Consider the following 26397-nt stretch of genomic DNA (forward strand, 5'->3'; position numbering starts at 1 on the left):
AACCGAAGGGCGGCTCAGCCGGTAAGTAAGGCCGGGCTGCCAGCCGGCGGCCTTGCTTTACCTCCCCAGGAATGACCTTTTTATCCGAAATGCGCCAGGCCTGGCGCCGGCACTGGCCGCACTATGCGGCCGAGGCAGCGGGCATCGGCTTCTTTATGGTCTGCGGCACGCTGCTCACTATCCTCTTTGAGCACCCGGCCTCCCCGGTGTACCAGGCCCTGGCCGGCCCCGATTTGCTGCGCCGCGCCGGTATCGGGCTGGGCATGGGGCTGGTTATCGTGGTGCTGGTCTACAATCCGTGGGGGAAGAGGTCGGGTGCCCACATCAACCCGGCCGTGACTATTGCCTTCTGGCAGTTGGGCAAAATCCGGCGGGCCGATGCGGTGTGGTACGTGCTGGCCCAGCTGGCCGGCGCCCTGCTGATCGGGCAGCTGCTCAAATGGGCTTTGGGGGCTTACTTCGCCCATCCGGCCGTGAACTACATGGTTACCGAGCCCAAGCGGCACGGGCAGATGGTGGCTTTTGGGGCCGAGTTCGTCATTTCCTTTATCCTGATGCTGGTGATGCTGTTGGCCCTGCACCACGAGCACCTGAAAAAGTCCACTGGCTGGCTGATTGGCGTGCTGCTCGTGCTCTATATCACCTTCGAAAGCCCCTTATCCAGCATGAGCCTGAATCCGGCCCGCACCCTGGGCAGTGCCGTGGCGGCCCACAGCTACGCCGGCATGTGGCTCTATTGGGTGGCGCCTATACTGGCTATGTTGCTGGCTACCGTCTTTTTCAATAAGGTCTACAAAGGCCAGACTACAGCCTGCGCTATCCTGGCCGGCTGCGACGCCGCCCCCAACAGCCCCCACGCCACCGAGCCACACGCCACGGAACCGCCGGTGTACCCAGTGGTGAAATAGTGAAATGGTGAGTTTGTGAGTTTGTCATTCGGCTAGCGCGAAAGACGAGGCTTTCCTGTCCTTGCGAGGAAGCACTACATTCCGCGTATTAAGCGGCGGCAATCCATCCTCTGAAATGTAGAAAGCTCCCTTGAGTGAAAAGCCCTTTCCCGTTGCATACGGAAAAGGGCTTTCTGGTAAAAGGTTGGGTCGTTCTGCGCAGAGGACGGATTGCTTCGTGCCTCGCAATGACACGGCTCGTTGAACGTCAACTTATTATTTCACCACATTAATCCAGCGCCCGGTCGCGGAAGAGGACGTAGCCGATGTGGGCAAAGACGCCGAATTTGTGGTCGTTGTCGTCGTAGTGAATGAACTGTAGCGCGGCCGGGCCCACGGGAGTTTGGTACACGAAGCCGGTCATGGCCGTGAGGTAGGGGCGGCTTACGGTCTTGCCGCGCCGGGCCAGCACAGTATTAACGGCCTGCCGCTCCCAGGGGCGCACCATTACGTGGGTGTATACTTCCGTGCGCCATTCCAGCTCACCCAAAATAGCCCTGGCGTAGCGCAGACCCACGGCGGCGTAGGCCGTGCCCCGGTAGCGGTCCAGAAACAGGGTGCGCGAATCGGGGAGGGGCAAAAAGGCCGGGGCCGAGGTGAGCGAGGCGCGGTAGGTGGCAAAGGGGCCCTGGGTGGTAGCCACGGCATCGAGTACGTAGCCCCAGGCATTTACGCGGCGGCCCACCGAGTCTACCTTGTTGAAGGTGAAATACTGCTCGATGTAGAGGCTGCTTTTCAGGAAATCCTGGGTTTGGGTGCGGCCTTGCAGCTCCCCGGCCGTGGTGCCGGGGGTGTACTTTTCCTGGGCCATTACGCCCCGCACACTAAAGTCGACGCGCTTGCCGCTAACGGCGTACTGGCGGCGGTTCAGCGAGTTGCGCTCGAAGCGGCCGGCCGCCGTCAGGCCGTCCAGGCGGTCCAGGTCGAGCACGGCGTTGCTGCTGATTTCGTCGGTGTTGGCATACTGGTCGCGGTTCGTAAACACGCCCCCGCTCAGGGTGTAGCGGCTGCGGTAGTTGGGGCTGAAGCCGATTTGCAGCTCGGTTTTGAAGTCGCGCTGGCCCAGCTGGGTATTCTGAGCCGTAGAGCCCAGCAGGCCGCCGGTATCCTGGTAATTGAAGTTGTTGAAGGTAACGGTGGGCTCGAAGTACAGCGGAATCCGGCCCGGAATACTGACCCGGAACGAGCCGCGCGTGCCGTTGTAGAAGCGCCCGATAGTGGCATCGGCCCGCACGGTGTAGAGGTAGCGGTTCAGGTAGCGGTAGGCCCCTCCGATGTAGAAGTTGTTCATCGAGCGGGTCGAGAGCATCACGCCCAGGTCGGCGGTGAGGTTGCTGTTCTGGCGGGCATCCACGTTCAGCACGTAGCCTTCGCGCTGCTGGTCGTAGCGGATGCGCGGGTATACGTTGTTGAAAAAGTCGTTGTTAACGAGCCGGTAATAGCCTTCCTCCACGTCGCCGGGCGAGTAGCTGCTGCCGTTCTTGTTGAAGAAGCGGCGCACAAACTCCTGCTGCTGCCGGGGCACGCCCTGCACGTCGATCTGCTTGAAATCGGGGCGGGGGGCCCGGTTCTGAAACGCCAGCCGCCGCTGCTGCAGCGCCAGGGTGTCTTCGCGCCGCGTAATGCGCTGCAGCGTCAGCTCCATTTTGCGGTCGGCGGCCTGCTCGCCCAGCTGCACCAGCTGCCGTACTTTGTTGAAGTCGGCGGCCGTAATGCCTTCCAGGTTGGGCTGAATGAAAATACCGTTTTTGCCCACCGAAAGCGTATCGGCCACGTTCGAGCCCAGAAACACCAGTGTACTGGTCAGCAGCTTATCGTCCTTGTCCTTGGGGTACTTGTTGAAGGCCACGTCGCCTACGTTCACCCCGATGATAATGTCGGGCTTGAACTCCTCGCGCATCACGCCGGTGGGAAAGTTATCCACCACGGCCCCGTCGAAGAGGTAGCGCCCATCCTGGCCCCGGATAGGCCGGAAAGCCAGCGGAAACGACATGGAGTTGCGCACGGCATCGGAGAGGGAGCCGCTGCGCTGCACCACTTTTTCGCGGGTAAATACCTCGGAGGCCACGGCCCGGTAGGGTACCAGCAGCTTGTTGAAATCGTAGCCGGAAATGGCGCCGGCCGGGGCCAGCATGGTGGCCAGCACGTAGTTCAGCGTCACGTCATTCACCAGCGGGGCCGATACCTTGGTTTTCAGCGTCGAGTCGACGGCCAGGCGCAGGTGCAGGGCGGCGGGGGTGGGGTCTACGTCGTAATAGTTATACACCTTGCCTTCCAGCGGCTTGCCCGATACCCAGGCCTGAAACTCGGGCTTGAGCACGATTTCCTCGATTTCCTTGGGCGAGTAGCCGGCTGCGTACAGGGCCCCCACGATGGCGCCCATGCTGGTGCCCACGATGTAGTCAATCGGAATTCGGTTTTTTTCGAGCTGCTTGAGCACACCCACGTGAGCCAGGCCCTTGGCGCCGCCGCCGCTGAGCACAAGGCCCACTTTCTGGGCCGAAACGGGAGAAATGGAAAGGGCTGATACCAGCAGGAGCAGGCACCAGCAGTAGACGTTACGCATAGGTTTGGGAGGGAGTAAACAGCTACGGTGGGCAGCGGCTTTCCCTACGCATTCAGCCGGTGGGAGTTGCCTCGCATATAGCCGAGTGCTTATATAATGCAGCTTCGGTCAAGCTGGACGGGTAGGCGCGCCGCTCAAGCGGCTGCAGTCCACGGCTCGGTGTAGAATCCTGAGCGCCACCGTCTGTTGCTCAGCAGGCCAGCCGAAACTGCCCAAGTGGCGGCTATGGGTTTGAATTGCTTAGCTTTGGCCATGGCCACACCATCCGTTTCTCCCCCGCTCCCACCCACGCCGGGTCCCGCCGACACCTCCCGGACTACGCTGCCGCCCGTTGTCGGGGCCGACAGCTTCAACGTGTATGCCCGCGAGCAGTTCATTGGCCGCAAGCTCACCTTTGGCCGGCGCGACTACTACAAAATTTCGCTGCTCACCGGCACCAGCCGCTACAACTACGCCACCCGGGGCGTGCTCATCGACCGGCCCGCGCTGGTTTTCTCCAACCCGCTGATTCCCTACTCCTGGGAGCAGGTGTCGGAACAGCAGGGCGGCTACATGTGCTTGTTTACCGAGGAGTTTCTCATCATCAACGACCGGGCCGCCAGCCTGCAGGAGTCGCCGCTGTTCCGGCTCGGCTCCGACCCGGTATATCTGGTGAATGAGGCCCAGTATGCCGACCTGAGCTACTTGTTCGTCAAGATGTTGCAGGAAATAAATTCGGGCTACGTGTACCAGCAGGAAGTGGTGCGCAACTACCTGAACCTGCTGATTCACGAGGCCCTGAAGCTGCAGCCCCAGGCCAACTACTACCTGCACCCCAACGGGGCCACGCGCATCGTGACGCTGTTTCAGGGGCTGCTGGAGCGGCAGTTTCCCATCGACTCGCCCGCCCACGGCCTGAAGCTGCGCACCCCCGGCGACTTTGCCCGCCAGCTTTCGGTACACGTCAACTACCTCAACCGGGTGGTGCGTGAGCTGACGGGCAAAACCACCTCCGCCCATATTGCCGAGCGCATCATTGCCGAGGCCAAGGCCCTGCTGCGGCATACCAATTGGAGCACCGCCGAAATAGCCTACGCCCTGGGCTTCGGCTACCCCACCTACTTCAACAACTTCTTCAAGAAGCAAACCGGCACCTCGCCGTCGGCCCTGCGTGCCCTGCTCGGCGAGGGCCCCGCGGGTAGCAGGCCGACCCTGTAGGTTTGAATTTCTTACACATCGGTTTGAATGTCGTTAGGGCCCCGCGGCGGGCCGGGGGACTTTTGTGCTGTTCTATCCAACGCACCAAAGCTCCTCCCCATGAAGTACGCTCTTATCACCGGTGCCAATAAAAGCATTGGCTTCGAAGCCGCCCGCCAGCTGCTCGGGCACAGCTACTACGTGTTCCTCGGCAGCCGCGACCTGACCCGGGGCCAGCAGGCCGTGGCCCAGCTGCACGCCGAAGGCCTCACCCAGGTGGAGGTCGTGCAGCTGGAAGTAACCGATAGCGCCTCGGTAAGCGCCGCCCGGCAGACTATTGGCCAGAAAACCGCCGTGCTGGATGTGCTCATCAACAATGCCGGCGTCAGCGGGGCCCTGCCCCAACCCGCCGCCATTACCGACGTGGCCGTTTTCAAAGAGGTGTACGATACCAACGTGTTTGGCGTGGTGCAGGTCACGCAGGCCTTCCTGGACCTGCTGGAGCAGTCGGCCGCGCCCCGCATCGTGAACGTGACGTCGGGCCTGGGCTCCCTCACCCTCCACACCGACCCCAGCTGGAAGTATTACCCCGTCAAGGTGGCTGCCTACAACTCGTCCAAGGCGGCCCTCAACATGTTCACCATCACGCTGGCCTATGAGCTGCGCGACAGGCCCTTCAAAGTCAACGCTGTGGACCCCGGCTACACCGCCACCGACTTCAACCACCACAGTGGCCCCGGCACCGTGCCCGACGCGGCAGCCCGCGTGGTAAAAGCGGCCCTGCTACCTGCGGACGGCCCCACAGGCCAGTTTTTCAGCGACGACAACGCCCCGGCAACCGGCATCAGCCCCTGGTAGTCCCGCTTCGGCTCAATTTGGACTGGTCAAGCAAAAACCACCACCCCGGTAAGGTATAGCCGGGCCATACACGTCTGGTCTTTCAGCATTCTACTCAACCACAACCAACCACAATGTCTACTACCATCACCATAGCTCCCAATTCAGCCCGGCCGCTTACCGTCAACCGCCTGGGCTACGGCACCATGCGCCTCACCGGCCCCGGCATCTGGGGGGAACCTGCCGACCGGCCCCAGGCCCTGGAAATCCTGAAAACGGCCGTAGCCAGCGGCGTCAATTTCATCGACACGGCCGATTACTACGGCGACGACGTGACTAACCGGCTGATTGCCGAGGCCCTGTACCCCTACGCCGACGACCTGGTTATCTGCACCAAAGTAGGCGGGGCCCGCAAGCCCGATAAAAGCTGGATACCCTTCAATACGCCCGAAAACGTGCGTACCAGCATCGACAACAACCTGCGTACCCTGCGCCAGGAGCAGATTCAGCTGGTGCACTTCCGGGTAATGCCGGGCGCCGCCGTGCCCTTCGCCGAGTCGATGGGCGCCATGTACGAATTGCAGCGCGAGGGCAAGATCCTGCACGTAGGCGTGAGCAACGTCAACCCCGAGGAACTGACCGCCGCCCTGCAGATGGGCCAAGTCGCCAGCGTGGAAAACATGTACGGCTACGCCCAGCGCACCACCCTCACCGACGGCCACGGCGAAACCCGGGGCGGCGAAGTATTGCCCCTGTGCGAGCAGCACGGCATTCCGCTGGTGCCCTTCTTCTCGCTGGTACACGGCCTGCCCAACGCCGGCAACAAGTTGACCGAAATGGCGCGTCAGCGCGGCGTATCCGAGGCTCAGCTCAACATTGCCTGGCTGCTGCACAAGTCGCCCATGCTCCTCCCGATTCCGGGCACGTCGTCGCTGGTTCACTTGCGCGAAAACCTGGCTGCCGCCGACATTAAGCTCAGCGCCGAGGATATGGCGTATCTGGGCTAAGTCATTAGGCCCGCTTTGCGGTAAAAACGAAAAGAGGCTGAAGCTCCCGGAGCTTCAGCCTCTTTTCGTTGCGACTCACTCCGCGCGGGTCATGCGGACAAGGCATCGGGGCTATTTTACTACCGTGGCTTCTACTTCCACGGTCAGGCCCGCAAACAGGCCCTGCACTTCCAGCAGCGTGGTGGCCTGCCTGATGCCGTGCCGGGCAATCCAGCTCTGGTAAACATCCACGCAGGTAGTGAAAAACTCCGTCGTCGAGGTGGTAAAGACATTCAGGCGCACGATGTCCGCGCAGTCGTAGCCCGACTCGGTAATGAGCTGCTCCAGATTCTGGAACACTTGGATAAGCTGGGTCCGCATGTCGGCGGTGCTGGGCTGACCATTTGCGTCGATGGCTACTTGCCCGGAGCAGTAGAGTGTGCCCTCGGCCTGCTTGATTTCCACGGCCTGAACGGAATTGGTTTGCTCGCCCCATTTCCAGGGGTCAATAGTGCGCTTTTGCATGTTTTTGCTTGTGGATAAACGTGTGTTTGTCGCTTGACTCCACAAACGTCGCGGCCAATACTGACAGCCTTATGTCAGCCTCTGGGGCGGGGTGCAAAAATAATTGTGGGCCCGCTGGGCCAGTTCCCGCAGGTGCTCGTGCAGGGCCGGCGGCTCCACCACGGTTACGGCCCCGGCGTAGGGCAGCAGCCAGGTGGCCAGGTAAGGCAATGAGCCCAGAAACAAGGTCATTTCCAGCTCGTCCGCCGGCAAGGGCTGCTCGTGAGCCCACCCGTACTGGTGCTTGGTGTCGTGCAGATGTTGCAAAGAGGCGGGCAGCATGGCCGCGGGCTGGAAGCGCAGCACCACTTTTTCCCGTTGCCGCCGGACGGCCTCGGCAGCCCAGTACTGCTGCAACGTAGCGAGGCGGGGCACAAAGACCTCCGGGCTGAGCGCAATCTGCTGAATCCGGTCGAGGCGGAAGTTGCGGAAAGCCTGCCGCAGCCGGCAATACGCCACCACGTGCCAGTGCTGGCTCAGATACAGGCCAATGGGCTCGATGGCGCGGGTAGAGGGCGCATCGTGGTCGGCGGCCTGGTAACGTAGGTGCACCACCTGCCGGGTGGCCACGGCCGCCACCAGCTGCTGGTAGGCCTGGGGGTGGTGGGCCTGGTTGCGGGGCTCCAGCACCTGAATGTGGGGCGCCAGGGTGGCTAGATGGTCACGGTCGGGGTGGCGCAGCACGGCCCGCACCTTGTCCATGGCGGTGGCGTTGAGGTGGGCCGTGGGCGCGTCGGTGAGGTGGGTGGCCAGCTTTTCGGCCGTGAGCAGGGCCGTGGCTTCGTCGCGGGTAAACATAACGGGCGGCAGCCGGTAGCCTTCCACCAAAGAGTAGCCCGCCCCGTACTCGGCCACGATGGGCACTCCGGCTTCTTCCAGGGTCCGCATGTCGCGGTAAACCGTGCGCAAACTCACGCCAAACTGCTCGGCCAGCGCCGGGCCGCTCACCACCCGTTTGGCCTGCAGCTGGATGAGCATAGCCGTGATGCGGTCAAATCGGTTCATACGAAAGGAAACAGGTCGAGAAGAGGAAACCAGAAAAGCCGCGCTGGTGGTAGGAGTGGGGCCGTGAGGAAGCCGCGGCCACGCCAGCCACGGGCCCGGTGCATCAGCTGCAACAGGCTGGCGCAACCCCGGAACGAAGATAGATTTTTCACTTGGCCTCGCTGCCTGATAGCCTGCTCCGTACTGAGCTCCATTGGTGTAATCGTGCAGCGGAGCTGGCTTTTCTTCGTCTGGCATCTTCCCTCCCGAAGCAGCACAAGAACCGGTGCTTTCCCGCATCTTTGGGCCGGTACTCGCAGTGCCACCGGGCGGTAGTAACCCCCACTTTCTTCCCCTTACCTGATTAACGATGCAAGACCCTATTCTAGACCTGGTGCGGCAAGCACATGCCCTGACGGAGTCCGGGGCGGTTGCGGCCAGCAACCCCACTACCCGCAAGCAGCTCGTGCTGGCCGATTTGTCGCTGCATCTGGTGCAGGCCGCGCTGCGCCAGTCGCCACCCGACCCCGCCGAGCTGAAGCGGTACCTGTTCAGCATCCTGACCGTGTGCGACGGGTTTGTGCCAGACCTCGACCTCAAGGCCATGGCCAATGTGGTGCTGCCGCTGCCCGCCGAACCCCTGCCTCACCCCGAGCAGTAGGACGCGTTTACCACCGCTGAAAAGTAAAATCTGAGCTGGCTCTTAGCGTTGCCTGCAACAAGTAGTGGGTAGGAACTGCGGGATTAGCGGCCTCACGTAGTTGCTCGGCTATGCCAAATGGCTGGCTGAGAATGCCAAAAGCCTCACCACTTCCGGAAAATGACGTACACCGCCGCTACCAGCAGCGCGAAGCCCAGCACGTGGTTCCAGGCCAGCTTGTCGGTTTTGAACACGTACACGGCGCAGAGCGTGAAGACCGTGAGCGACACCACTTCCTGAATCACCTTGAGCTGAAACAGGCTGAAGGGGCCGCCATTCTCCTGAAACCCGATGCGGTTGGCCGGCACCTGAAACACGTACTCGAAAAAGGCCAGCCCCCAGCTCACCAATATCACGCCCACCAGCCCCAGCCCCTGCAGCCACGAAATGCGCTTGAACTCCAGGTGCCCGTACCAGGCGAAGGTCATAAACAGGTTGGAAATAGTGAGCAGCAGGATGGTGTAGAGGGCTTTCATGGCGAAGTAAAGTACAGCAGAACCAGCCTGCATACGTGGGGCGGCCACCCGGGATGCAGCCCCGGGGCATTAGGGGCCACCTCCAAGCCTCAGTCCTCGTGGCCCGGTACCACGGCCTGGGCCGGGGCGTTGCGCAGCTCGGTGGCTTCCTTGGCCAGGCGCTGCTTCTCGGTTTCGGAGGGTGTGCGGGGCAGCTTGCCCAGGTCGGGCTGGCCGGCATCTACCCAGCAAGTATACCAGAAGCTGCTCACCAGCTTCACGGCCAACCGCAGCTGCCGCTCCACCTGTCCGTTGAGGCGCTGGTGGTACTCGTTGGTAAAGTCGCGGGAGTACACGCGCACGGTGGCGTTGCCGCGCTCCTCGAAGCCGAACTTCCGGTCTTCGGCAAACTGCGTGGTCAGTTCCCGCTCGAAGCGCAGCACCGAGTCGACGGCGGCATTGGAGCGGGCTACCACTTTCCAGATGGTTTCGGTCGGGTTCTTCAGATACACCGGCTGGCCCACGAAGAAGTCGTAGTTGGCACTCAGGATTTCGGGCAGTCGACTTTCCCAGAACCCGTGAATGCCGCGCTGCCCGGTGAGCTGCCCGTTGTAGTTGTGAGTGGTGTGCAGCGGCACGCAGGCATCGGCAATGTAGTGGCCCATATCGGCCGAGAGGCTCAGTATCCGGTCGGCGTCGCGCTTTTTGAAGGCGTCAGTGAGCTGGAATTTCATCCTAACCACGTGCCAGGGCACAATGCCGTGCTTCATCAAGGAGTCTTCGCCGTACTTGGCCACCGCGTCGGTCCAGTTGTGGGGCAGCTGGGTGAGGGCACTGTCGCCGTACACATCCACATCGAGAAAGTGGCGCGGCGCTTCGCCGGGCACCACCGAGCGGCGCGAGTCGGGCCGGGTGGCATTTTCGGTGAGGTAGTCGATGTTGCTCTTATAAAACCCCACCATTTCGGGTGGCAGCGTAAATACCGCCAGCCGGTTGATAAGCCGGTGCCCGAAAAAGCCCCACGCCTGAGGCCGTTGCGGCAGCAGACACAGCATCAGAAAAAGGGCCAGGGTAAGGGTTTTACGCATATAATCGGGAGAGGAATTCGTTGTTGGGAAAAGGCCGTCATGCTGAGCTTGCCGAAGCATCTCTCTCGCTTTGTTGAACAAGCGCCGGGAAATTACTGTGGCGGTAGAGATGCTTCGGCAAGCTCAGCATGACAATACCACTGCACGCGAGATTCCTCGGCTCCGCCTCGGAATGACGTTCTGATAGCCCAAGTAACAAAAAAACTCGCCGGCCCTGCGCGCTTTTTTGCGGCCGGACCGGCGAGGTGTGTTTTCCTGACTACAAGCGGCTTAGCGCCGGCCCTGGCCGGCGAAGCGCATGCGGTAGTCGGCACTTACGTCGCCCTTGCTGATGCGGGTGAGCTTGCCTTTGATAAGCTGCTTTTTAAAGCTGGAAAGATGGTCAGTAAACAGTACGCCTTCCAGGTGGTCGTACTCGTGCTGAATCACGCGGGCCGTCATGCCCGAAAACGTGTCTTCGCGCTGCACGCGCTGCTCGTCTTCGTAGCGAATCACGATGGTTTCGTGGCGAAATACGGTTTCGCGCACTCCCGGAATGCTCAGGCAGCCTTCCTCGAAGCCCCATTCCTCGCCGGTTTCACTGATCATCACGGGGTTGATGAAGGCCCGCTTAATAGGAGCCTCGGCTGGGTCGGCGTCGGTTTCTTCTTCGTCCTCATCGTCTTCGTCGCGGGCCACCATCGGGGCCGAGTCGATAACGAACAAACGCACGCCTTTGCCAATCTGGGGCGCGGCCAGGCCTACGCCGTTGGCGTGGTACATGGTGGCAAACATATCATCGACCAGCTGCTTCAACTCGGCGGCGGGAATATCGGCCGCAATGTCTTTGGCGCGGGTTTTCAGGACGGGGTCACCGAAAGCAACAATGGGGTAAATCATCGGGATTCAAGGAAAGATTGCAAAATCAGGGTGGCGCTTACCCTATCAACGGTGGCTTTGTCGCGGCGGTCCTTCTTGGAAAGGCCCCCAGCCAACATGGCCGCGTGGGCCATGCGCGAGGTGTAGCGCTCATCAATTTCGTGCAGGGGCAACTCGGGGAAGTCCTTGCGCAGCCGCCGCACCACGCCCACTACGGCGCTGGTCGAGTCGGTGGCTTCGTTGAGCAGCGTCTTGGGCATGCCAATTACCAGGGCCGAAAGGGGCTCCCGGGCATGCAGCGCTTTGATGTAGCTCAGCAGATCCTGGCTGTGAATCGTTTCGAGCGGCGTGGCAATAAGTTGGAGTGGGTCCGTAACGGCCAGTCCGACCCGCTTGTTGCCGTAGTCAATGGCAAGGATACGTCCCATGAGATGCGTGAAAAAAGAAGCGGCGGCCCGCACTGGTTGCGCCGCCGCACAAAGATACGACAGCCCGCAAGAAAGGTGGCATGTTTCCGATGCTGGCCGGCTCTACCGCTGACCCGCCACAACCTGTTGCCCAACCCGCTGCCGGCCCGTTTCGTCTAAAGATGACAGACTTTGAAAAATCATAGATTTATATTTGTCAGCCAGAGCTTTACAGTCTGGGCGCATTTGCAAGATTACGGGTAGTTCTGGTCTTTTATAGTTTTTAATTCATATAAAATTGTACTGTTATCGGAAAATCCGGATACAGCTATGTTGCCTTGTGGTTTCTTAGAAAAGTTTTAATAGTTTTGAAGGATCACCCCGTTTCAACAGCTTCTCGTATAGCCCGAACTTCTACACTCTCAGACGCTTATGACCGTTGAGTCAAACGATGCTCAGGCCCCCGGACCGGTACCTAATCCGGTTGCTGCTCCCCACAACACGCGCCGCCAGATCCGGCAGCCGCTGTTGCTGGCCGTGGTGCTAGCCTGTGGTATTTTGCTGGGAGCAAATCCGTTTCGGCCCTCCGACCAGAACCCTGACGGCACGGCCCGGGGCTATCTTAAGTTCAAAGAAATCCTGAGCTATGTCGACCGCGACTACGTCGATTCCGTCGACGCCGAAGCTCTGTCCGACTATGCCATCAGCCGCATGCTGGAGCGCCTCGACCCGCACTCGGTCTTTATTCCAGCTAAGCAACAGCAGCAGGCCTCGGCTTTCCTGCAGAGCGACTTCGATGGCGTGGGCGTAGAGTTCAACCTCTTCCGCGACACTGTTACCATCGTTTCGCCTCTGAGTGGCGGCCCCGCCGAGCAGGCCGGCCTGCAGCCCGGTGACCGTATTCTGGCCGTGAACGGCGAGCCGGTTTCGGGCGTGCACATCACCACCGAGCAGATGTTTGGTAAGCTGCGCGGCCCCCGCAGCAGCAAGGTGCAGCTGCTGGTGCAGCGCCGCCGCCAGGCCAAGCCGCTAAGCGTGCTGGTAACCCGCAACCGTATCCCGAACAGCTCGGTGGACGTGGCCTATATGATTGACAACGAAACCGGCTACATCAAAGTGAGTCGCTTCGCTAGCGGTACCTACGACGAGTTCAAGCAGGCGCTGGGCGACTTGCGCCGCCAGGGCCTCACCCGCCTCGTGCTCGATTTGCGCGGCAACCCCGGCGGCTACCTCGACCGCGCTACCAAGCTGGCCGACGAATTCATCGGCGGCACCAAGAAAATAGTGTATACCGACGGCAAAGGCGACGTGTACGACACCCAGACGTATTCGCGCGCCGTGGGCGAGTTTGAGGAAGGCCCGCTGGTAGTGCTGGTGGACGAAGGCAGCGCCTCGGCCGCCGAAGTAGTGGCCGGCGCCCTGCAGGACCACGACCGGGCCCTGGTAGTAGGCCGCCGTACCTTCGGTAAAGGCCTTGTGCAGCAACCCATTGCCCTCAACGATGGCTCGGAGCTGCGCCTCACCATTGCCCGCTACTATACGCCTTCGGGTCGCTCCATTCAGAAGTCGTACCGGGGTGGCTACGAGGCGTATGAGAAAGAGCTGGCGCAGCGCCAGAAGCACGGCGAGTATTTCCACGCCGACAGCATCCACTTCGCCGACTCGCTGCGCTACCGCACCGACAAGGGCCGCACCGTGTACGGCGGCGGCGGCATCATGCCCGACTTGTTCGTGCCCCGCGACACGTCGGCTTACTCGGCTTACTACACTCGCTTGCAGAGCCACAACCTGGTGCGGGAATTTGCCCTGAATTTCTATCAAGACCACAAAGACGAGTTGGAAGGCCTGCGCTTCGAGCAGTTCAACACCACTTTCCGCATCACCGATATTCAGCTGCAGGCCCTGGCTGCCCAGGCTGCCCACGACGGTGTGCCCGCCGATGCGGCCGGCCTGAAGCGCTGCACCCCGCTGCTGCGTGGGCAACTCAAGGCACTTATTGCCCGCAGCGCCTACGGCAAAACCGCCTACTATCAGGTGCTACGCGACCAGGATGCCGAGCTGCAGCAGGCCCTGCGCGCCCTGAGCGGCACCGGCGAAGCCTCTACCATGCTGGGGCTGCTGAAGTAACCGAAGCGAATCGACCTAATAAAATGCCGGGCGCTGCTTTTCGTGAGGAAGGCCGCGCCCGGCCTCGTTATGGAGTGATTATGAAGGAGTAAAATACCCAGAAGTGGGTATTGCTAACAGGCGCCGAGGTGTGGAATTTTGGTAAGCGCGGCCTCCCGTTTAAAGTGGCTGGGCCTTACTCATGCCATTGCCTACTTACCTGAAACATATCGGCTTACTGGTGCTGCTGGGCACGGGGCTGTTTGTGGCCTGGGAAAAGGTGGGGCTGCTGGCCGCCCCGGTGCGGCGCACCAGCCTGCTGGCAAACACGAGCTGGCGCTGGGTGAGCTGGACGGAAAAGACCGGCCGCCAGGCCAGCAAAGAACGAATATTGCCCTGTATGCAGGACGACGTTATCCGCTTCGAACAGGCCGATGAGCAGCACCGCTACTTCGAAAGCTCTGGCTCTCTGAACTGCGGTCGGCAGGAAAGCCACAACCTGCAGGGTCAGTGGCAGGTAAGCAATGACGGCCAGACCCTGACCATCACCGGGGGCAATACCACCTTCGAGAATAACTGGCAGATACAGGAGCTGACGGCCAGTCGCGTAAAGCTAGCGTATCGCACTACCACTTCCCAGGGGCCTTTTATAATGATAGTAACCTTTTTGAAACGATAAACAGGCACCAGAACTTTCTTCCCCAAGCTATGAAAACGAGAAGCGGGCTATCCGCTACTGGCTGCAACCAGTAGTGAATAGCCCGCTTTTTAGTGCTACAATTCGTCGGAAAGCCTACTTCTTAGCCTGTACTACGTCGTGGTAGCGGAACTGCTTGTCGACGGAGGCAAAGGGCTTGCCATCCACTTCGGCATAGGGGTAGATGAAATAGTTGAGCGTCTGGCCCTGCTGGCGCGGGGCCAGTGTCAGGTCGCGGCCCCGGGTGAACTCGACGCGGTTTTCGTCGTGGGCGCCGAAGAAGTAGTTGCGGCGGGCGGGGTCTTTGGCGGCCTCGGAGGCGTCGACGGGCACCCAGCCAGTGGCTTTGGTATAGAACTCGGCCCAGCAGTGGTAGCCTTTCACTTCGCCCTCGCCCCGCTCGGTAGGTAGCGGAAAGCCGATGCTGAAGCGGGCCGGAATGCCCACGGCGCGGCAATAGCCGATAAACACCGCGTGGAAGTCAGTGCAGTTGCCGCGGCGGGCGTCGCAGGCGTAGTAGATGTCGCCTCGGCCCCAGCCCTGCCCGGTCTTGTCGTACTTCACGGTGCTGACGACGTGGTTGTAGATGGCCTGGGCCTTTTCCAGGTCGGTTTTGGCGCCAGCCTTAGCTACAACTTCCTGCGCCCAGAGCCGGATTTTATCGTCGAGAGGCACGAGCTGGTCGGCCTGCAGCCAGCGCTGCATGTCGGGGTCGGTGGCTTCCTTTTCCTTTTTAGCCCCAGCTTCAGGCATCAGTACCGGGTTTTTGTGCTCGCGCCGGGTGGCGTTAAATTTCATCGTGACCGAGAAAGGCGCTGGCGCTGGGTTCAGCACCCGCAGGTGCAGCACTTTGTTGCCGTGGGCCGCCTCAAGCAGTTCGTAGGGATAGGGCGAACTGATGGTTAGGTCCTTAATATCCTGCGACTTATCGGAGTGCGGTACCGGAATCCAGAGGTCGGCGGCTTTGGCCTGGGCCGGCAAGTCTTTTACCGTGGCCGTGTACTCAAAGGCGAAGGTGCGGGCATGCACGGGAATAGCGTTGGTGGGCTTGCCGTTACCGGCCGACAGGGAGCCGGCCAGCAGCACCAGCGGAAGAACTTTAGACCACGAGGGAAAATGAAGCACTGGAAGTAAGCTAGAGGTAAAATGAGCTGGCGGAGAAACGGGGCCGCCAACGGTTTGGAACCAACTATCAGGATCAGATGATGGATAGCGGCTTACAAAGGTACGCCGGCCGCCGTAGCTGCTAAGACACCACGACTACGGAGAGAATTCATTTTCGGCAATGTTGTTTCAGATAACGTTAGCAATACCAGCCCAAACCATTGCGGCGCTATCTAGCGTTTGTCGGGTAGTTGTTACCTTCACCCACCGGAACCCCACCCGCTCTCCCACCCGCAAATTCCTTTTCTATGGCTTACTACCATCGTATTGGTCAGATTCCGCACAAGCGCCACACCCAGTTCCGCCAGCCCGACGGCACGCTCTATTCCGAGCAGCTCGTGGGCACGCTCGGGTTTCACGGCGTCTCGTCCTTGCTCTACCACATTCACCCACCTACCCAGATAAAAAAGGTGGGGGAGACGATTCCCTACGCGCCCAAGCTGCTGAAAGACCGGCCCCTGGAGCCCAGCCACCTGCGCACCCTGGGCCAAACCACCACCGGCGGCGACTACCTGCAGGCCCGCCAGACGCTCATCGGCAACGCCGACGTGACCATGAGCATCTGCAACCCCACGGAGCGGCGTATGGATTACTACTACAAGAACGCGCTGGCCGACGAGGTGATTTTCGTGCACGAAGGCAGCGGCGAGCTGTGGAGCCAGCTGGGCATCGTACGCTTCGTGGCCGGCGACTACGTCGTGATTCCGCGCACCATCATCCACCAGCTTCATTTCGACGAGGGGCCGGTGCGGCTGCTCATTATCGAGTCGTTTAGCCCCATCGAAACCTGCCGGCGCTACCGCAACCACTTCGGCCAGCTGCTTGAACACTCGCCCTACTGCGAGCGGGACATCCGGCCGCCCCACGAGCTCATTACCGGCGATGTGCGCGAATCTGGCGACTACCTCGTCAAAATCAAAAAGGAAGGCTACCTGCACCAGCTCACCTACGGCCACTCGCCATTCGACGTGGTAGGCTGGGATGGGTATTTCTACCCCTATGCCTTCAGCATCCACGATTTTGAACCCATTACGGGCCGTATCCACCAGCCGCCGCCCGTGCACCAGACCTTCGAGGCGCACAATTTCGTGATTTGCTCCTTCGTGCCCCGCCTGTTCGACTACCACCCCGACAGTATCCCGGCACCCTACAACCACTCCAACGTGGACTCCGACGAGGTGCTGTACTACGTGGCCGGCAACTTCATGTCGCGCAAGGGGGTGGATCTGGCCTCGTTTACGGTGCATCCCAGCGGCATTCCGCACGGGCCGCATCCGGGTACGGTGGAGGCCAGCATCGGCAAGAAGGAAACCCACGAGCTGGCCGTCATGGTCGACACGTTCCGGCCGCTCTACCTCACCGAAGCCGCCCTGCCCTACGTGGACAAGAACTACCCCATGAGCTGGAACCCGGACTTCAAGCACGAGCCGCCCCGGGCCGCCGATATGATGGACTAGAAAAGGTTATAGATAAACTGAAAAAGTCTATATTGATGTCAAGCAACGCCGGCACTAAACTCTTGGGGCCGGCGTTGTGCGTCTTCCAACCTTTTTCCATCACCTTCTGCACCAACTGACCAACATGAAAAAAATCCTCCTGCTGGCCCCGCTCTTTCTGCTGCTGGGCATAATGAGCTGTAAAAAGATCAATGAGTTGCTGACGTTCAACATCGATTACAGCCAGAATATCAAGATTCCGGCCAGCCCCGTGGTTACTGTGCCCGTCATTCTGCCGGTACCCGTAACGACTAACGCCGAGCAGACCTTCAAGAACAACAACACCAGCGCCGACTTGGTAAAGGATGTGACGCTCACCAAGTTCACGCTCACCATCACCGACCCGGCAGCTTCGAACTTCGACTTTCTCAACAGCATCAGCATCTCCATCGGCACCGACCAGAACGACATCGTGCCGCTGGCTTCGCTGGCCCAGGTGCCCAAGGGCGTAACGAGCATCGAGCTAACGCCCAGCGGCGCCAAACTCGACAAGTACCTGAAAGCTTCCAGCTACACGCTCCACACCCAGGCTACCGTGAACAGCACCATTGGCAAGGAAGTAACGGTGAAAGCCGACTCCCGCTTCAAAGTAACCGCCGACCCGCTGTAAGCCGACCGTTTGCTTTAGACCCAAATAGAAAAGGGCCGCTGGTTTCAGCGGCCCTTTTTGTTGGTAGCAATTCTGCAGAGGCAGCCCGGCAGACGGCTAGTGCAGTACCGTCACCTTGCGGTGCAAGCTGTTGTTGCCCACTTTCACCTCCAGCAAGTAGATGCCGGGGGCCAGATCCTGCACCGGAATGCTGAGCTGCTGATGTCCGGCCGGCAGGCTCTGGTGCAGGGCCGTGCGCACATGTTGGCCGGTGGCGGTACGCAGCTCCACGTCGGTAACGGCGGCCTTGGGCAGCTCCAGGGCCAGGTGCAGCGTGTGCGCCGCCGGGTTGGGGTAGGTCTGAAGCGTGAGGCCCGGCAGAGTGCCGGTGGCTTTCGAGGAGAGTACTGTCACGTCAATCAGGGCCGTCCAGGCGCTGGACTGGATGTTGTCCATGCGCGTCCAGACAGGACGCACCACGTTGTCGTGGGCTGTAATGTTGGTGTAGTCGCCGAAGAAGGCGCTTTGGTTGGGCGTAAACGGGCTTTGGCTAAGCCGGAAGTTCTGGAACGTTAGGCCGCCATCGGTGCTGCGGGCGCCGTACACGTCGGTGCGGGTATCGGTGTAGTTGCGCCGGTCGTAGAACACGAACCAGAGGTAGCCCGTTTTTTGGTCCACCGTCATCCAGGTGAAAAACTGGTGCCGGCCGGGCGGGTCGTTATTTACCCGCAATGGGGCATTCCAGGTCTGGCCGCCGTCGGTGCTGCGCACCAGCCACACGTCGGTGTCGGTGGGGCCGTTGCGCTGGTCGGTCCAGTTCACGTACACGTTGCCGCGGTGGGGCCCCGGGCTGGCGTCGCAGGCCGTTACGGGCAGGCCATTGGCCCGGTAAATGCCCGGCACGGCGTAGTCCCAGCCGCCGGGTTGGCTCACGATGGTGCGCTCTTTGGGCAGCCAGGTCTGGCCCGCGTCGAGGCTACGGTTGAACACGATACCGCGCGGTCCGGCCCAGGCAGTATAGATTTCTCCATTGGGACCCACGGTCGGCACGGCGCCTTCCACCGTTTCGTCCTCATCCACGGCGTCGCCGCCGTAGAAGCTGATGCGCTTGGGCGTGCTCCAGGTCTGGGCCTGGTCCGTCGATTTGGAGAACAGGATGCGGGTACTGTCGCGGGAGCTGAGGCTGCCGTAGGTGTCAAATTCGGTCCAGGTGGCGTAGAGGGCGTTGGTTTTGCGGTCTACGGCTACCCATTCCTTGTCCTGCTGCTTGGGCGGGTTCAGGCCAAAAAAGCTGCGGTAGCTGAAGGGTGAGGCGGCTTGCGGAGTGCGCTGCACCAGCATTCGGTCGATGAAAGGGAAGGCGCCGAACGTGCCGCCGGGGTTGGAAAGGTGGAAGTAGTAAAACGCACCCGTCGTATCGGCTACTACCACCGGGTCGCCCCACACGGAGTAGGGTGAGGTCAGGGTGCGCCACGTCCAGGTGCGGCCCCCGTCGAGGGAGCTGTACTGGTTGTTGAGGTTGGCCCCGGCAATTAGCTCCTGGGTGTTCTTGGGGTTGATGGCAATGCTCGTCTCGTTGGGCGAGTTCTGCACGCTGATGAGCACGTTGGGGTGCTGCGACTGGGCGCGCAGCCCGGCAGGCGTCAGCAGCAGGCTTAGCAGTAGAAGCTTCTTCATAACGGGCAATAGGGAGGCATGTAATGCAAGCTTAAAATACGTCTGTCATCCTGAGCTTGCAAAGGACCTTATCACGGCGGAGCGAGTGTCGTTCAACTCCCCTAAGGTCCTTCGCAAGCTCAGGATGACAGCTACTATTGCAACGACGCCACGTGAGATTCCTCGGCTGCGCCTCGGAATGACGTTCTATTCTGTCGCGCTACCTATTACGGCCGTATTGCTCGTGACTGCTCACCCAGTCCGACGACGAGATGGCCGAGCCCAGGCTTAGCTCGCCGGCCAGCACCACGCCGGCCACTATTTCAGCAAACTTATTGACCGTGCCCCGGCCCACGCAGCCCAGCATCCGCAGGCACTCGTTTTGGGTGGCCAGGCCCGTGCCGCCGCCGTGGGTAGCCACGATGAGCGAGGGAATGGTGATGCTCAGGTACAGGTCGCCTTCCTTGGTTACTTCCGAATACAGCACGCCCGCCGACGACTCGCTCACGTTGGCCACGTCTTGGCCGGTGGCAATGAACATGGCCGTAATGCCGTTGGCCGAGTGGGCGCCGTTGTTGTTGGCCCCGCTCAGAAAGGCCCCCACGTTGCTCACCTGCCCGTGGTAGGCCAGCTGCTCGGGCGTTACGCGCATGCGCTGCTGCAGCACGTCGCGCTGCACCACGGCCTCGGCCACCACGCGCTTGCCCCGGGTCCGCATCACGTTGATCTGCGAGGCTTTCTTGTCGGTGGCGAAGTTCGATTCGAGGTAGAAGTGGCGAATGGGCGCGCCCTTGTAGTTTTCCAGAATCCAGGAGCAGGCGGCAAAGGTGGCCCGACCCACCATGTTCTGGCCCGCCGCGTCGCCGGTGCTGTAGTTGAAGCGCAGGTAGGCAAACTTGTTGCTCAGGTAGGTATCGATGTACTGCAGCTTGGCAATGCGGGAGGTGCTTTCGGCTTCGGGCCGGATCTTGTCAATTTCCGCCTCAACCCACTTGCCGAAGTCCCGGGCCCCGCGGGCATCGTCGAACACGAACACCGGAGCCCGCTGCATGGCGTCGCCGATGACGGTGCATTTCACGCCCCCGCAGAGGTTGAGCACCTGAATGCCGCGGTTGTAGCTAGCTACCAAAGTGCCTTCGGTGGTGGCCATCGGAATGAGAAATTCGCCCTGGGCATGCTCGCCATTCACCAACAGCGGCCCGGCCAGCCCCACCGGAATCTGGGCCACGCCGGTGAAATGCTCACAGTTGCCCTGCAGCATGTGGGGGTCGAAGGAGTAATTCTTCAGGTGCTTGAACTCCTGGCCCGAAAACTCCTCGGCAAAGCGCTGTCGGGCCTGAATGGCAGCCTCGGAGTAGTCGTCCTGGTCCTGGCGCGGAATGCGGGTGCGGTTGTCGGGAATGTTGACGATGGCGTCCTCCACTTCCACGCTCAGGTCGCCGAATGGGTCGGCCGAGAACTGCACCTGCACCGTGTGGATGCCTTCCTTGAGGTGCTCAGTGGCCAAGTGAAACGTGGCGGCCTGGCCTACGGGCAGCTCAAAGCCCGCGCTGTCGGCGTTGAACACCGTGGCGGGCCGCATGTCGCCCTCGCCCAGGTCAATGGTAATCTGCTCGACGCCCAGGCGCACCCCGTCAATCTGCACGGCGTCGATGCGGGTGATGCGCACTGTGTCGAGGCGGTTCTTGATGCTGAAGGCCACGCCCTCGGGCGTGTTGTGCAGGCTGCCACGGGTGTAGAGCAGCTTGAGGAGCATGGGGCTGGGCGTAAAGATCATAAGGCGCGAAAGTGGGTTCGGTGGGGATATGGCGGGATTAATGTGCGAATTTTTCCCCGAACCGCCCGTGCCGCCCCCAAGAATAGCGGCTACTGCCCGGTGGCCTAGCGCTTGCCTTTCCGCTTTTCGGGCGCGGCATCCGGCTCCCGGCTGAAGGTGATTGGTAGCGTGTAAGCACAGTCTACCGGCAGGTTATTCTGAGTGCCCGGTTGCCAATTGCTCATCTGGCTGACCACGCGTAATGCTTCTGCATCCAATGCCGGGGCAACTCCTCGCACAACACGGGCATTGGTTACAGCTCCGGTTTTGGTAACCAAGAAGCTGACGAACACTTTGCCCGAAGCCATGACTCCGTCGGGGTAGCGCGTGTTTTGCCCAATATAGGTGAGTAAGCTGTTCATGCCGCCGGGGTACTGCGGCATCTGCTCCACACCCCCAAATACCATTCGCTCCTTGGGTTCCGGTAGGGCAGCTGCTGGTGCGAGTAGCGGTTTTGCGTCATCCGTAAGGGAAACCGGGCTAAGCTCCTCCGGCGTCTTGAGTTGCAACTCGGTAGCGGGCTTAAACCGGGTATTCAGCTCGGCCTTTTGCAGCTGCGCCCAGGCCTCGCCACTGCTCAGCCCCAGCCCGCATACCAGCACCAGCGCCACCACGAACCGCCGCAGCTTCGGCCGTAGCTGCACCTGCGCCGGAGCCAGCTGCGCCTCCCGGAACCGGCCGCACAGCCGCCCATCCGCCGAGGCAGCGCGGGCAGCTTCCAGGTCGGCTTGGGTGGCGGCGGTGAAGTCTACCACCGTCCGGTTGCAGCTCTGGCAGTGGCGGCCTTGCTCAGTAGGCGTCATCTGTTGCCAGCCTTCGTGGCAAGGGCTCAGGCGCACGTTCAGGATGGGCAGGTCGAGCATCTTACTTCTGGCTAAAGGTGACAGGAACTGTATAGTCGACGTCAATCGGCTGGTTGTTCTGCTCACCGGGTTTCCAGGATGGCATGTGGCTGACTACGCGCACCGCTTCCACATCCAGCGCCGGAGTAATTCCCTTCATAACCCTGGCGTTGCGGATAGCGCCGGTTTTGGTGACTGTAAAGCTGACGAACACTTTACCCGAAGACGTGTTGCCGGCCGAATACCGCAGGTTGCGCCTGAAATATGTTAACATAGCTTCATAGCCACCGGGAAACTCGGGCATCTTTTCCCCAAAGTAGCAGATGATCTTACCAGGTGGCAGCGCACCCATAGGAGCCAGCAAAGCCTCCTGATTAACAGTCAGACTAGTGGGGTTCAGGTCTTCCGCAGTTGTCCACGCTGCCCTGGCCAGCACCGCCTCATTTGTCTGTGCCCGGGCCTGCTGACTATTCAGCGCCAGAATGCCCATTATTACGACCACAAAAAGGTGCCATAATCGGGGATGCACCTGCTGGGCAGGCACCATCGGCTGCCCAGGTGCATAGCAGGCAGTCAGGCGGACATTCAGGATGGGCAGATTAAGCATAGCAGGATGAGCAGCGGTGGTAAGCCGGTAACGCGGCCATGGACTCTGCCAATATCCGGAAGATACATTTCTTTCCGAATGCCCGGACTGCCACTGCCGAAGTGGGTCGCCGCTCCGCCAGGAAAGCTGCCCGCCAAGTATCGGATGTACGATGCCGCCCCAAATACATTCTGCACTGGTGCAGATACCGTCCGGCGCTGGCTAGATGCGTCCTGCATCGGTGCAGGATGTATGTAGGCCATACTTTATAACGTCTGCACCGGTGCAGAGCGTATCTAGGGCATACTTCCCTATGCCTGCACCGATGCGGACACTATTGGGAGCCGGCTGGATACACCTCGCACCGGTGCAGGTGCTATCCAGCCGCTTCCTGAGGCTATTGCCACCGGTGACAATAGCCTTCAGGGTTCGTGGGCGGGCAGTGTGGCGCGGGCGGCTACTCGAAAAACTCCCGGCCGCGGGCGTCGATGTAGCCGGTGCGGCCGTCGGGGGTGGTTACGCGGGCCACGTCGGCTAGGAAGGGCTCGGCGGCGCTGTATTTGATGGGCACCAGCAGGCGGCCATCCTCGGCTAGGTACCCAAACCGGCCCTGCTGCTCCACAATGGCGTTGGCGAAGTTGTTGACTTCCACGGCCCGGATGGCGTCGTACTCCAGGGGCAGGGTCAGCTTGCCTTTGTTGTTGAGCACGCCCCATTTCGCGCCCTGGCGCACAAACAGCAGCCCGTTGTAGTTTTCCTGAATTTCGTCGTAGACAGGCGGCACCACGGCCTGGCCCACCGTGAAGCGGAAGCCGACCTTGCCGTTTTGCCGCGTCAGGTCGCCCTGGGTGAGAAAATCGGTTTCCGGCTCGGGCTCGGCGGGCGTGGTTACGCGCTGGCCGCTGCCGTCAATCTGGAACGTCTCCCCATTGAGTTCCACCGTGGCCCGGTCGCGCTGAAAAGTGCCGGCTTTGCTGAACTGCACGGGCGTGACGGGGTTGCCGCCGCCGTCGATGTAGCCGTAGAGCGTGCCGATGCGCACCCAGGCTATTTCCTGCACGAAGGGCCCGGCCTCGTCGTACTGCAGGGGCAGCACCAGGCGGCGGTTCTGGTCGGCGTAGCCCCACTTCTGGCCCTTATGAAAGGGAATGAGGCGGGCCGTGGTGGTCTGGACCGGGGAAGCTGCCGCCAGCAGCAGGGCCAGGGCCAGCCCGGGGGCGGCGCGGCAAACGAAGGAAGGGGAGAAGAAGCCAGGCATTGGCCCTAAGATACGGGCGCCAGACGAAAACCCGCCGCTGCTGCTTCACGTCTGCTTCACTCCGGGAGGCCGTATTTGCCGGCCAGCCGGCACCCGCGCGGCACCTCCCAACAAGCCCGCCGATTGGCTGTTTCACCTCCGGCCGCAGGTTGCGTGCTTCGTAGTCGTATCTTAGCGCGGCTGCCAACTATGTTTCTGCCGAGCTGTTTTTATGGCCTTACTATCAACCTATCCGCGTTTCACCCTGCAGCACAGCCTCACGGCCGAGCAGCGGGACTTCTTTCGTCAGTACGGTTTCCTGCATTTTCGCGGCTTCATCACGCCCGAGAAGGTGCAGGAAATTCTGCGGGCCACCGAGGCCGTGCAGCAAACCTGGCTGCAGGAAGGCGTCGAGAAAATCAATGGCGTGCCCATCAAGTACGGCCGCGACGTAGACGGCTCCCGCATTGTGCAGCGCTTTGCCTTTGCCTCCCAGCACAGCCCCGTGCTGCACGAGTTTTTGCAGGATGAGCGGTTCCGGGCCCTGTTTCCGCTACTGGAAGCGGCTAATGAGCGGGTGGGCGAAAACGAGAAGGACGGCCTGGTTATCAACCACTACGTGAACGTGCCGGGCTCGGAGTTCAGCCAGATGGGCTGGCATACCGACTCACTGCGCGACGTATTCTACGGCAAGCGCATCGGGCCCATGCTGAACGTGGGCGTGCACCTCGATGGCACCCCGGCCACCAACGGCGGCCTGCGCATTCTGCCCGGCACCCACCACCAGTCGCTGCGCGAAATGATTTTCCGCAAGAAGTACTTCAAGGACAATACCGCCGACCCCGAGGAGCTGGCCGTTGAAACCGAAGCCGGCGACCTGACCGTGCACGACGGCCGCATGTGGCACCGCGTGGCCCAGTCGCCGCTGGTAGGCGACGTGTCGCGCCGCCGCGTGATGTACGTGCCCATCATTGCCGGCAAGTACGCCCCCAAAAAGCCCGACAGCCCCACCCCATTCTACCTGCGCTTCCTGCACCTGGTGAAGTAGGGAAAGGTGAAGTGGTGATTTAGCGACTTAGTGAGTTGTCGTTCAAGTCGCGCAGCCTGCTCATCCCGAACATCAAACTCACTAACTCACTAATTCACTAAGTCGCTAAATCACCCTATGCCCTTCGCCCTCATTACCGGTGCTTCCCGCGGCATTGGCCGCGCCCTGGCCGCCGAGCTGGCCGGGCGCGGCTACCACCTGCTGCTCACGGCCCGCAGTGCCGACCAGCTCACGCAGGTAGCCACCGAACTGAGCCAGCGCCACGGCGTGCAGGCTCACACCCTAGCCCTCGACCTGGCTGAGCCCGGCGCAGCCACCACGCTGGCCGCCTGGGCCCAAGCACAAACCACCGAACTGGCCGTGTTGGTAAACAACGCGGGCTACGGGCTGTGGGGCCGGTTTGAGGACTTGCCGCTGGCCGCCCAGCAGAACATGCTCCAGCTCAACATGCTGCTGCCCGTGGAGCTGACCCACCAGCTGCTGCCCTTGCTCAAGGCGCAGCCCAAGGCCTACATTCTGAACATTGCCAGCACGGCCGCCTACCAGGCCGTGCCCACGCTCACGCTCTACGCGGCCAGCAAGGCGTTTCTGCTCACCTTCTCCCGCGGCCTGCGCTACGAGCTCCGCGACTCCCCCGTGTCCGTTACCTGCCTCAGCCCGGGCGCCACCACCACCGACTTTGCCGACCGCGCGGGTATGAGTGCCGGCCTGCAGGAAGTGGCCGCCAAGCTCTCCATGACGCCCGAGCAGGTGGCGCAGGCGGGCATCGTGGCCATGCTGGCCGGCGAGGCCGAAGTCATTCCCGGGGCCCTGAATAAGGTATCGGCCCGCCTCACGGGCTTCGTGCCCAAGTCGATAACCGAGAAAATAGCGGCTAATATCTACGAGAAGCACCTGAAGTAGCGCGCCCGGCCAGCCAGTAGCTGAGCGCGGCAAAGGCAGGTGCCGCCGCCACGTCGTAGCTGTAGTGGGCGTGCTGCACCAGCACCAGCCCGCCGATGAGCACCGCGCCCAGCCACAAGCCGCGCCGCAGCAGGCCGGGGCCCACCGCCAACGCCAGCAGGGCCACCGTGGCCGTGTGGCCCGAGAAGAAGAGGTCTTTGGTAATGGGCGTGGCCGAGGCGTAGAACAGCTTATCCACCAGTGGGTCTTGCAGCAGTACCAGGCCCAGGGGGGGCTCCAGGGGCAGCAGCCAGAGCGTGAGCAGGCGCAGCAGGTGCAGCAGCCCATAGGCCCACAACGCCCGCAGCAGCAGCGCCGGCCGGGGCACCAGGTACACCACAGCTACGGCCACACTCAGGTAGATGGCGCCGAAGGTAAGCCCCGAGACGTCGTGGGCGGGCAGCACGGCCAGCAGCGGGTCGGGCAGCACTACACCGGGGCGGGCCTGAATGAAGGCAAAGAAGCGCGGAATGACGGCCCCGAGCAGCAGCAGCGCGGCCAGAATGCCCAGGAGCCGCCCCCGGAAAGCCGGTTGCCGCCACAGCTGCGGCCAGGTGGGCGCGGGGGCTGGGGAGGAAGACGTAACGGCGGAAGAAGCAGCCATGGGCGGGGCGCAGGTAGTAGAAGAAAGCTCAAAAGTAGCCGCTGGG

The 26397-nt window shown here is 61.5% G+C and carries 25 protein-coding genes; 11 read left to right on the plus strand and 14 right to left on the minus strand.

The window, feature by feature from the left end; translation table 11 throughout:
- Positions 1-71: 71 nt before the first annotated feature.
- Positions 72-908 carry an MIP/aquaporin family protein gene (locus LGH74_RS01190; protein ID WP_226170648.1) on the plus strand — a complete coding sequence of 279 codons (837 nt, stop codon included), beginning with the start codon at positions 72-74 and terminating at the stop codon, positions 906-908.
- Positions 909-1176: 268 nt separating this feature from the next.
- Here the strand turns inward: LGH74_RS01190 and LGH74_RS01195 are convergent, their stop codons facing one another.
- Positions 1177-3513 carry a patatin-like phospholipase family protein gene (locus LGH74_RS01195; RefSeq protein WP_226170651.1) on the minus strand — a complete coding sequence of 779 codons (2337 nt, stop codon included), beginning with the start codon at positions 3511-3513 and terminating at the stop codon, positions 1177-1179.
- Between the two features lie 252 nt (positions 3514-3765).
- On the opposite strand from LGH74_RS01195, the gene LGH74_RS01200 reads away from it, so the two are divergent.
- The 3 genes from LGH74_RS01200 (at position 3766) to LGH74_RS01210 (ending at position 6533) form a co-directional block, all read left to right on the plus strand.
- Positions 3766-4710, plus strand: coding sequence for a helix-turn-helix domain-containing protein (locus tag LGH74_RS01200; RefSeq protein ID WP_226170653.1), 945 nt, complete (start codon positions 3766-3768; stop codon positions 4708-4710).
- A 99-nt stretch (positions 4711-4809) separates the two neighbouring features.
- Positions 4810-5547 (plus strand): SDR family oxidoreductase, encoded by a 738-nt coding sequence (locus LGH74_RS01205; protein WP_226170655.1) that lies wholly within the window; start codon positions 4810-4812, stop codon positions 5545-5547.
- 113 nt (positions 5548-5660) lie between these two features.
- Positions 5661-6533, plus strand: a complete 873-nt coding sequence (locus LGH74_RS01210) for an aldo/keto reductase (protein ID WP_226170657.1) — start codon at positions 5661-5663, stop codon at positions 6531-6533.
- 111 nt (positions 6534-6644) lie between these two features.
- Here the strand turns inward: LGH74_RS01210 and LGH74_RS01215 are convergent, their stop codons facing one another.
- On the minus strand, positions 6645-7037 hold the full coding sequence (locus LGH74_RS01215) for a RidA family protein (protein ID WP_226170660.1): 393 nt from the start codon (positions 7035-7037) through the stop codon (positions 6645-6647).
- A 69-nt stretch (positions 7038-7106) separates the two neighbouring features.
- Positions 7107-8081: a helix-turn-helix transcriptional regulator gene (locus tag LGH74_RS01220; protein ID WP_226170662.1), complete on the minus strand. Its 975-nt coding sequence runs from the start codon at positions 8079-8081 to the stop codon at positions 7107-7109.
- Between the two features lie 349 nt (positions 8082-8430).
- Between LGH74_RS01220 and LGH74_RS01225 the strand changes: the two genes are divergently transcribed.
- Positions 8431-8721 carry a hypothetical protein gene (locus tag LGH74_RS01225; RefSeq protein ID WP_226170664.1) on the plus strand — a complete coding sequence of 97 codons (291 nt, stop codon included), beginning with the start codon at positions 8431-8433 and terminating at the stop codon, positions 8719-8721.
- 143 nt (positions 8722-8864) lie between these two features.
- Here LGH74_RS01225 and LGH74_RS01230 read toward each other — a convergent pair whose 3' ends face one another.
- The 4 genes from LGH74_RS01230 to ruvX form a co-directional block, all read right to left on the minus strand.
- A complete protein-coding gene (locus LGH74_RS01230; RefSeq protein WP_226170667.1) occupies positions 8865-9236 on the minus strand; it encodes a DMT family protein in 372 nt (123 codons plus the stop codon).
- An 89-nt stretch (positions 9237-9325) separates the two neighbouring features.
- Complete coding sequence (locus LGH74_RS01235; protein ID WP_226170670.1) at positions 9326-10303, minus strand: zinc dependent phospholipase C family protein; 978 nt, start codon at positions 10301-10303, stop codon at positions 9326-9328.
- Between the two features lie 270 nt (positions 10304-10573).
- Positions 10574-11182 carry a peptide deformylase gene (def, locus tag LGH74_RS01240; protein ID WP_226170672.1) on the minus strand — a complete coding sequence of 203 codons (609 nt, stop codon included), beginning with the start codon at positions 11180-11182 and terminating at the stop codon, positions 10574-10576.
- Positions 11179-11589 carry a Holliday junction resolvase RuvX gene (gene ruvX, locus LGH74_RS01245; RefSeq protein ID WP_226170674.1) on the minus strand — a complete coding sequence of 137 codons (411 nt, stop codon included), beginning with the start codon at positions 11587-11589 and terminating at the stop codon, positions 11179-11181. Before ruvX ends, def begins: the two co-directional genes overlap by 4 nt.
- A gap of 411 nt (positions 11590-12000) precedes the next feature.
- Between ruvX and LGH74_RS01250 the strand changes: the two genes are divergently transcribed.
- Both LGH74_RS01250 and LGH74_RS01255 read left to right on the plus strand, forming a co-directional pair.
- Positions 12001-13695, plus strand: a complete 1695-nt coding sequence (locus LGH74_RS01250) for a S41 family peptidase (RefSeq protein ID WP_226170676.1) — start codon at positions 12001-12003, stop codon at positions 13693-13695.
- A gap of 181 nt (positions 13696-13876) precedes the next feature.
- Positions 13877-14353 (plus strand): lipocalin-like domain-containing protein, encoded by a 477-nt coding sequence (locus tag LGH74_RS01255; RefSeq protein ID WP_226170678.1) that lies wholly within the window; start codon positions 13877-13879, stop codon positions 14351-14353.
- Positions 14354-14467: 114 nt separating this feature from the next.
- Here LGH74_RS01255 and LGH74_RS01260 read toward each other — a convergent pair whose 3' ends face one another.
- On the minus strand, positions 14468-15496 hold the full coding sequence (locus LGH74_RS01260; RefSeq protein WP_226170679.1) for a transglutaminase-like domain-containing protein: 1029 nt from the start codon (positions 15494-15496) through the stop codon (positions 14468-14470).
- A gap of 287 nt (positions 15497-15783) precedes the next feature.
- Here LGH74_RS01260 and LGH74_RS01265 point away from each other — a divergent pair, with 287 nt between their 5' ends.
- Both LGH74_RS01265 and LGH74_RS01270 read left to right on the plus strand, forming a co-directional pair.
- Positions 15784-16992 carry a homogentisate 1,2-dioxygenase gene (locus tag LGH74_RS01265; protein ID WP_226170681.1) on the plus strand — a complete coding sequence of 403 codons (1209 nt, stop codon included), beginning with the start codon at positions 15784-15786 and terminating at the stop codon, positions 16990-16992.
- Between the two features lie 124 nt (positions 16993-17116).
- Positions 17117-17641 carry a hypothetical protein gene (locus LGH74_RS01270; protein WP_226170683.1) on the plus strand — a complete coding sequence of 175 codons (525 nt, stop codon included), beginning with the start codon at positions 17117-17119 and terminating at the stop codon, positions 17639-17641.
- A 96-nt stretch (positions 17642-17737) separates the two neighbouring features.
- On the opposite strand, the gene LGH74_RS01275 is transcribed toward LGH74_RS01270, so the two are convergent.
- The 5 genes from LGH74_RS01275 to LGH74_RS01295 all read right to left on the minus strand — a co-directional run bounded on the left by LGH74_RS01275 (position 17738) and on the right by LGH74_RS01295 (position 23778).
- Positions 17738-19297, minus strand: a complete 1560-nt coding sequence (locus tag LGH74_RS01275) for a T9SS type A sorting domain-containing protein (RefSeq protein WP_226170685.1) — start codon at positions 19295-19297, stop codon at positions 17738-17740.
- A gap of 199 nt (positions 19298-19496) precedes the next feature.
- On the minus strand, positions 19497-21053 hold the full coding sequence (locus LGH74_RS01280; protein ID WP_226170687.1) for a hydroxymethylglutaryl-CoA reductase: 1557 nt from the start codon (positions 21051-21053) through the stop codon (positions 19497-19499).
- A 104-nt stretch (positions 21054-21157) separates the two neighbouring features.
- Positions 21158-21955, minus strand: coding sequence for an energy transducer TonB (locus LGH74_RS01285; protein ID WP_226170689.1), 798 nt, complete (start codon positions 21953-21955; stop codon positions 21158-21160).
- A 1-nt stretch (position 21956) separates the two neighbouring features.
- Positions 21957-22541 carry an energy transducer TonB gene (locus LGH74_RS01290; RefSeq protein ID WP_226170691.1) on the minus strand — a complete coding sequence of 195 codons (585 nt, stop codon included), beginning with the start codon at positions 22539-22541 and terminating at the stop codon, positions 21957-21959.
- Between the two features lie 436 nt (positions 22542-22977).
- Positions 22978-23778, minus strand: a complete 801-nt coding sequence (locus LGH74_RS01295; protein ID WP_226170695.1) for a WG repeat-containing protein — start codon at positions 23776-23778, stop codon at positions 22978-22980.
- Positions 23779-23989: 211 nt separating this feature from the next.
- On the opposite strand from LGH74_RS01295, the gene LGH74_RS01300 reads away from it, so the two are divergent.
- Both LGH74_RS01300 and LGH74_RS01305 read left to right on the plus strand, forming a co-directional pair.
- Positions 23990-24805 carry a phytanoyl-CoA dioxygenase family protein gene (locus tag LGH74_RS01300; RefSeq protein ID WP_226170699.1) on the plus strand — a complete coding sequence of 272 codons (816 nt, stop codon included), beginning with the start codon at positions 23990-23992 and terminating at the stop codon, positions 24803-24805.
- A gap of 117 nt (positions 24806-24922) precedes the next feature.
- On the plus strand, positions 24923-25708 hold the full coding sequence (locus tag LGH74_RS01305; RefSeq protein ID WP_226170702.1) for an SDR family NAD(P)-dependent oxidoreductase: 786 nt from the start codon (positions 24923-24925) through the stop codon (positions 25706-25708).
- Here LGH74_RS01305 and LGH74_RS01310 read toward each other — a convergent pair.
- Positions 25680-26351 (minus strand): phosphatase PAP2-related protein, encoded by a 672-nt coding sequence (locus LGH74_RS01310; RefSeq protein ID WP_226170705.1) that lies wholly within the window; start codon positions 26349-26351, stop codon positions 25680-25682. The genes LGH74_RS01305 and LGH74_RS01310 overlap by 29 nt on opposite strands.
- Positions 26352-26397: the final 46 nt, after the last annotated feature.

Origin of the sequence: Hymenobacter lucidus, from assembly GCF_020447265.1 — a bacterium.
Lineage (GTDB): Bacteria > Bacteroidota > Bacteroidia > Cytophagales > Hymenobacteraceae > Hymenobacter > Hymenobacter lucidus.

Coding starts and splice junctions, on each gene's coding strand:
- LGH74_RS01190 (WP_226170648.1), top strand. CDS start 72: ATGACCTTTTTATCCGAAATGCGCCAGGCCTGGCGCCGGCACTGGCCG.
- LGH74_RS01195 (WP_226170651.1), bottom strand. CDS start 3,513: ATGCGTAACGTCTACTGCTGGTGCCTGCTCCTGCTGGTATCAGCCCTT.
- LGH74_RS01200 (WP_226170653.1), top strand. CDS start 3,766: ATGGCCACACCATCCGTTTCTCCCCCGCTCCCACCCACGCCGGGTCCC.
- LGH74_RS01205 (WP_226170655.1), top strand. CDS start 4,810: ATGAAGTACGCTCTTATCACCGGTGCCAATAAAAGCATTGGCTTCGAA.
- LGH74_RS01210 (WP_226170657.1), top strand. CDS start 5,661: ATGTCTACTACCATCACCATAGCTCCCAATTCAGCCCGGCCGCTTACC.
- LGH74_RS01215 (WP_226170660.1), bottom strand. CDS start 7,037: ATGCAAAAGCGCACTATTGACCCCTGGAAATGGGGCGAGCAAACCAAT.
- LGH74_RS01220 (WP_226170662.1), bottom strand. CDS start 8,081: ATGAACCGATTTGACCGCATCACGGCTATGCTCATCCAGCTGCAGGCC.
- LGH74_RS01225 (WP_226170664.1), top strand. CDS start 8,431: ATGCAAGACCCTATTCTAGACCTGGTGCGGCAAGCACATGCCCTGACG.
- LGH74_RS01230 (WP_226170667.1), bottom strand. CDS start 9,236: ATGAAAGCCCTCTACACCATCCTGCTGCTCACTATTTCCAACCTGTTT.
- LGH74_RS01235 (WP_226170670.1), bottom strand. CDS start 10,303: ATGCGTAAAACCCTTACCCTGGCCCTTTTTCTGATGCTGTGTCTGCTG.
- def (WP_226170672.1), bottom strand. CDS start 11,182: ATGATTTACCCCATTGTTGCTTTCGGTGACCCCGTCCTGAAAACCCGC.
- ruvX (WP_226170674.1), bottom strand. CDS start 11,589: ATGGGACGTATCCTTGCCATTGACTACGGCAACAAGCGGGTCGGACTG.
- LGH74_RS01250 (WP_226170676.1), top strand. CDS start 12,001: ATGACCGTTGAGTCAAACGATGCTCAGGCCCCCGGACCGGTACCTAAT.
- LGH74_RS01255 (WP_226170678.1), top strand. CDS start 13,877: ATGCCATTGCCTACTTACCTGAAACATATCGGCTTACTGGTGCTGCTG.
- LGH74_RS01265 (WP_226170681.1), top strand. CDS start 15,784: ATGGCTTACTACCATCGTATTGGTCAGATTCCGCACAAGCGCCACACC.
- LGH74_RS01270 (WP_226170683.1), top strand. CDS start 17,117: ATGAAAAAAATCCTCCTGCTGGCCCCGCTCTTTCTGCTGCTGGGCATA.
- LGH74_RS01275 (WP_226170685.1), bottom strand. CDS start 19,297: ATGAAGAAGCTTCTACTGCTAAGCCTGCTGCTGACGCCTGCCGGGCTG.
- LGH74_RS01280 (WP_226170687.1), bottom strand. CDS start 21,053: ATGATCTTTACGCCCAGCCCCATGCTCCTCAAGCTGCTCTACACCCGT.
- LGH74_RS01285 (WP_226170689.1), bottom strand. CDS start 21,955: ATGCTCGACCTGCCCATCCTGAACGTGCGCCTGAGCCCTTGCCACGAA.
- LGH74_RS01290 (WP_226170691.1), bottom strand. CDS start 22,541: ATGCTTAATCTGCCCATCCTGAATGTCCGCCTGACTGCCTGCTATGCA.
- LGH74_RS01295 (WP_226170695.1), bottom strand. CDS start 23,778: ATGCCTGGCTTCTTCTCCCCTTCCTTCGTTTGCCGCGCCGCCCCCGGG.
- LGH74_RS01300 (WP_226170699.1), top strand. CDS start 23,990: ATGGCCTTACTATCAACCTATCCGCGTTTCACCCTGCAGCACAGCCTC.
- LGH74_RS01305 (WP_226170702.1), top strand. CDS start 24,923: ATGCCCTTCGCCCTCATTACCGGTGCTTCCCGCGGCATTGGCCGCGCC.
- LGH74_RS01310 (WP_226170705.1), bottom strand. CDS start 26,351: ATGGCTGCTTCTTCCGCCGTTACGTCTTCCTCCCCAGCCCCCGCGCCC.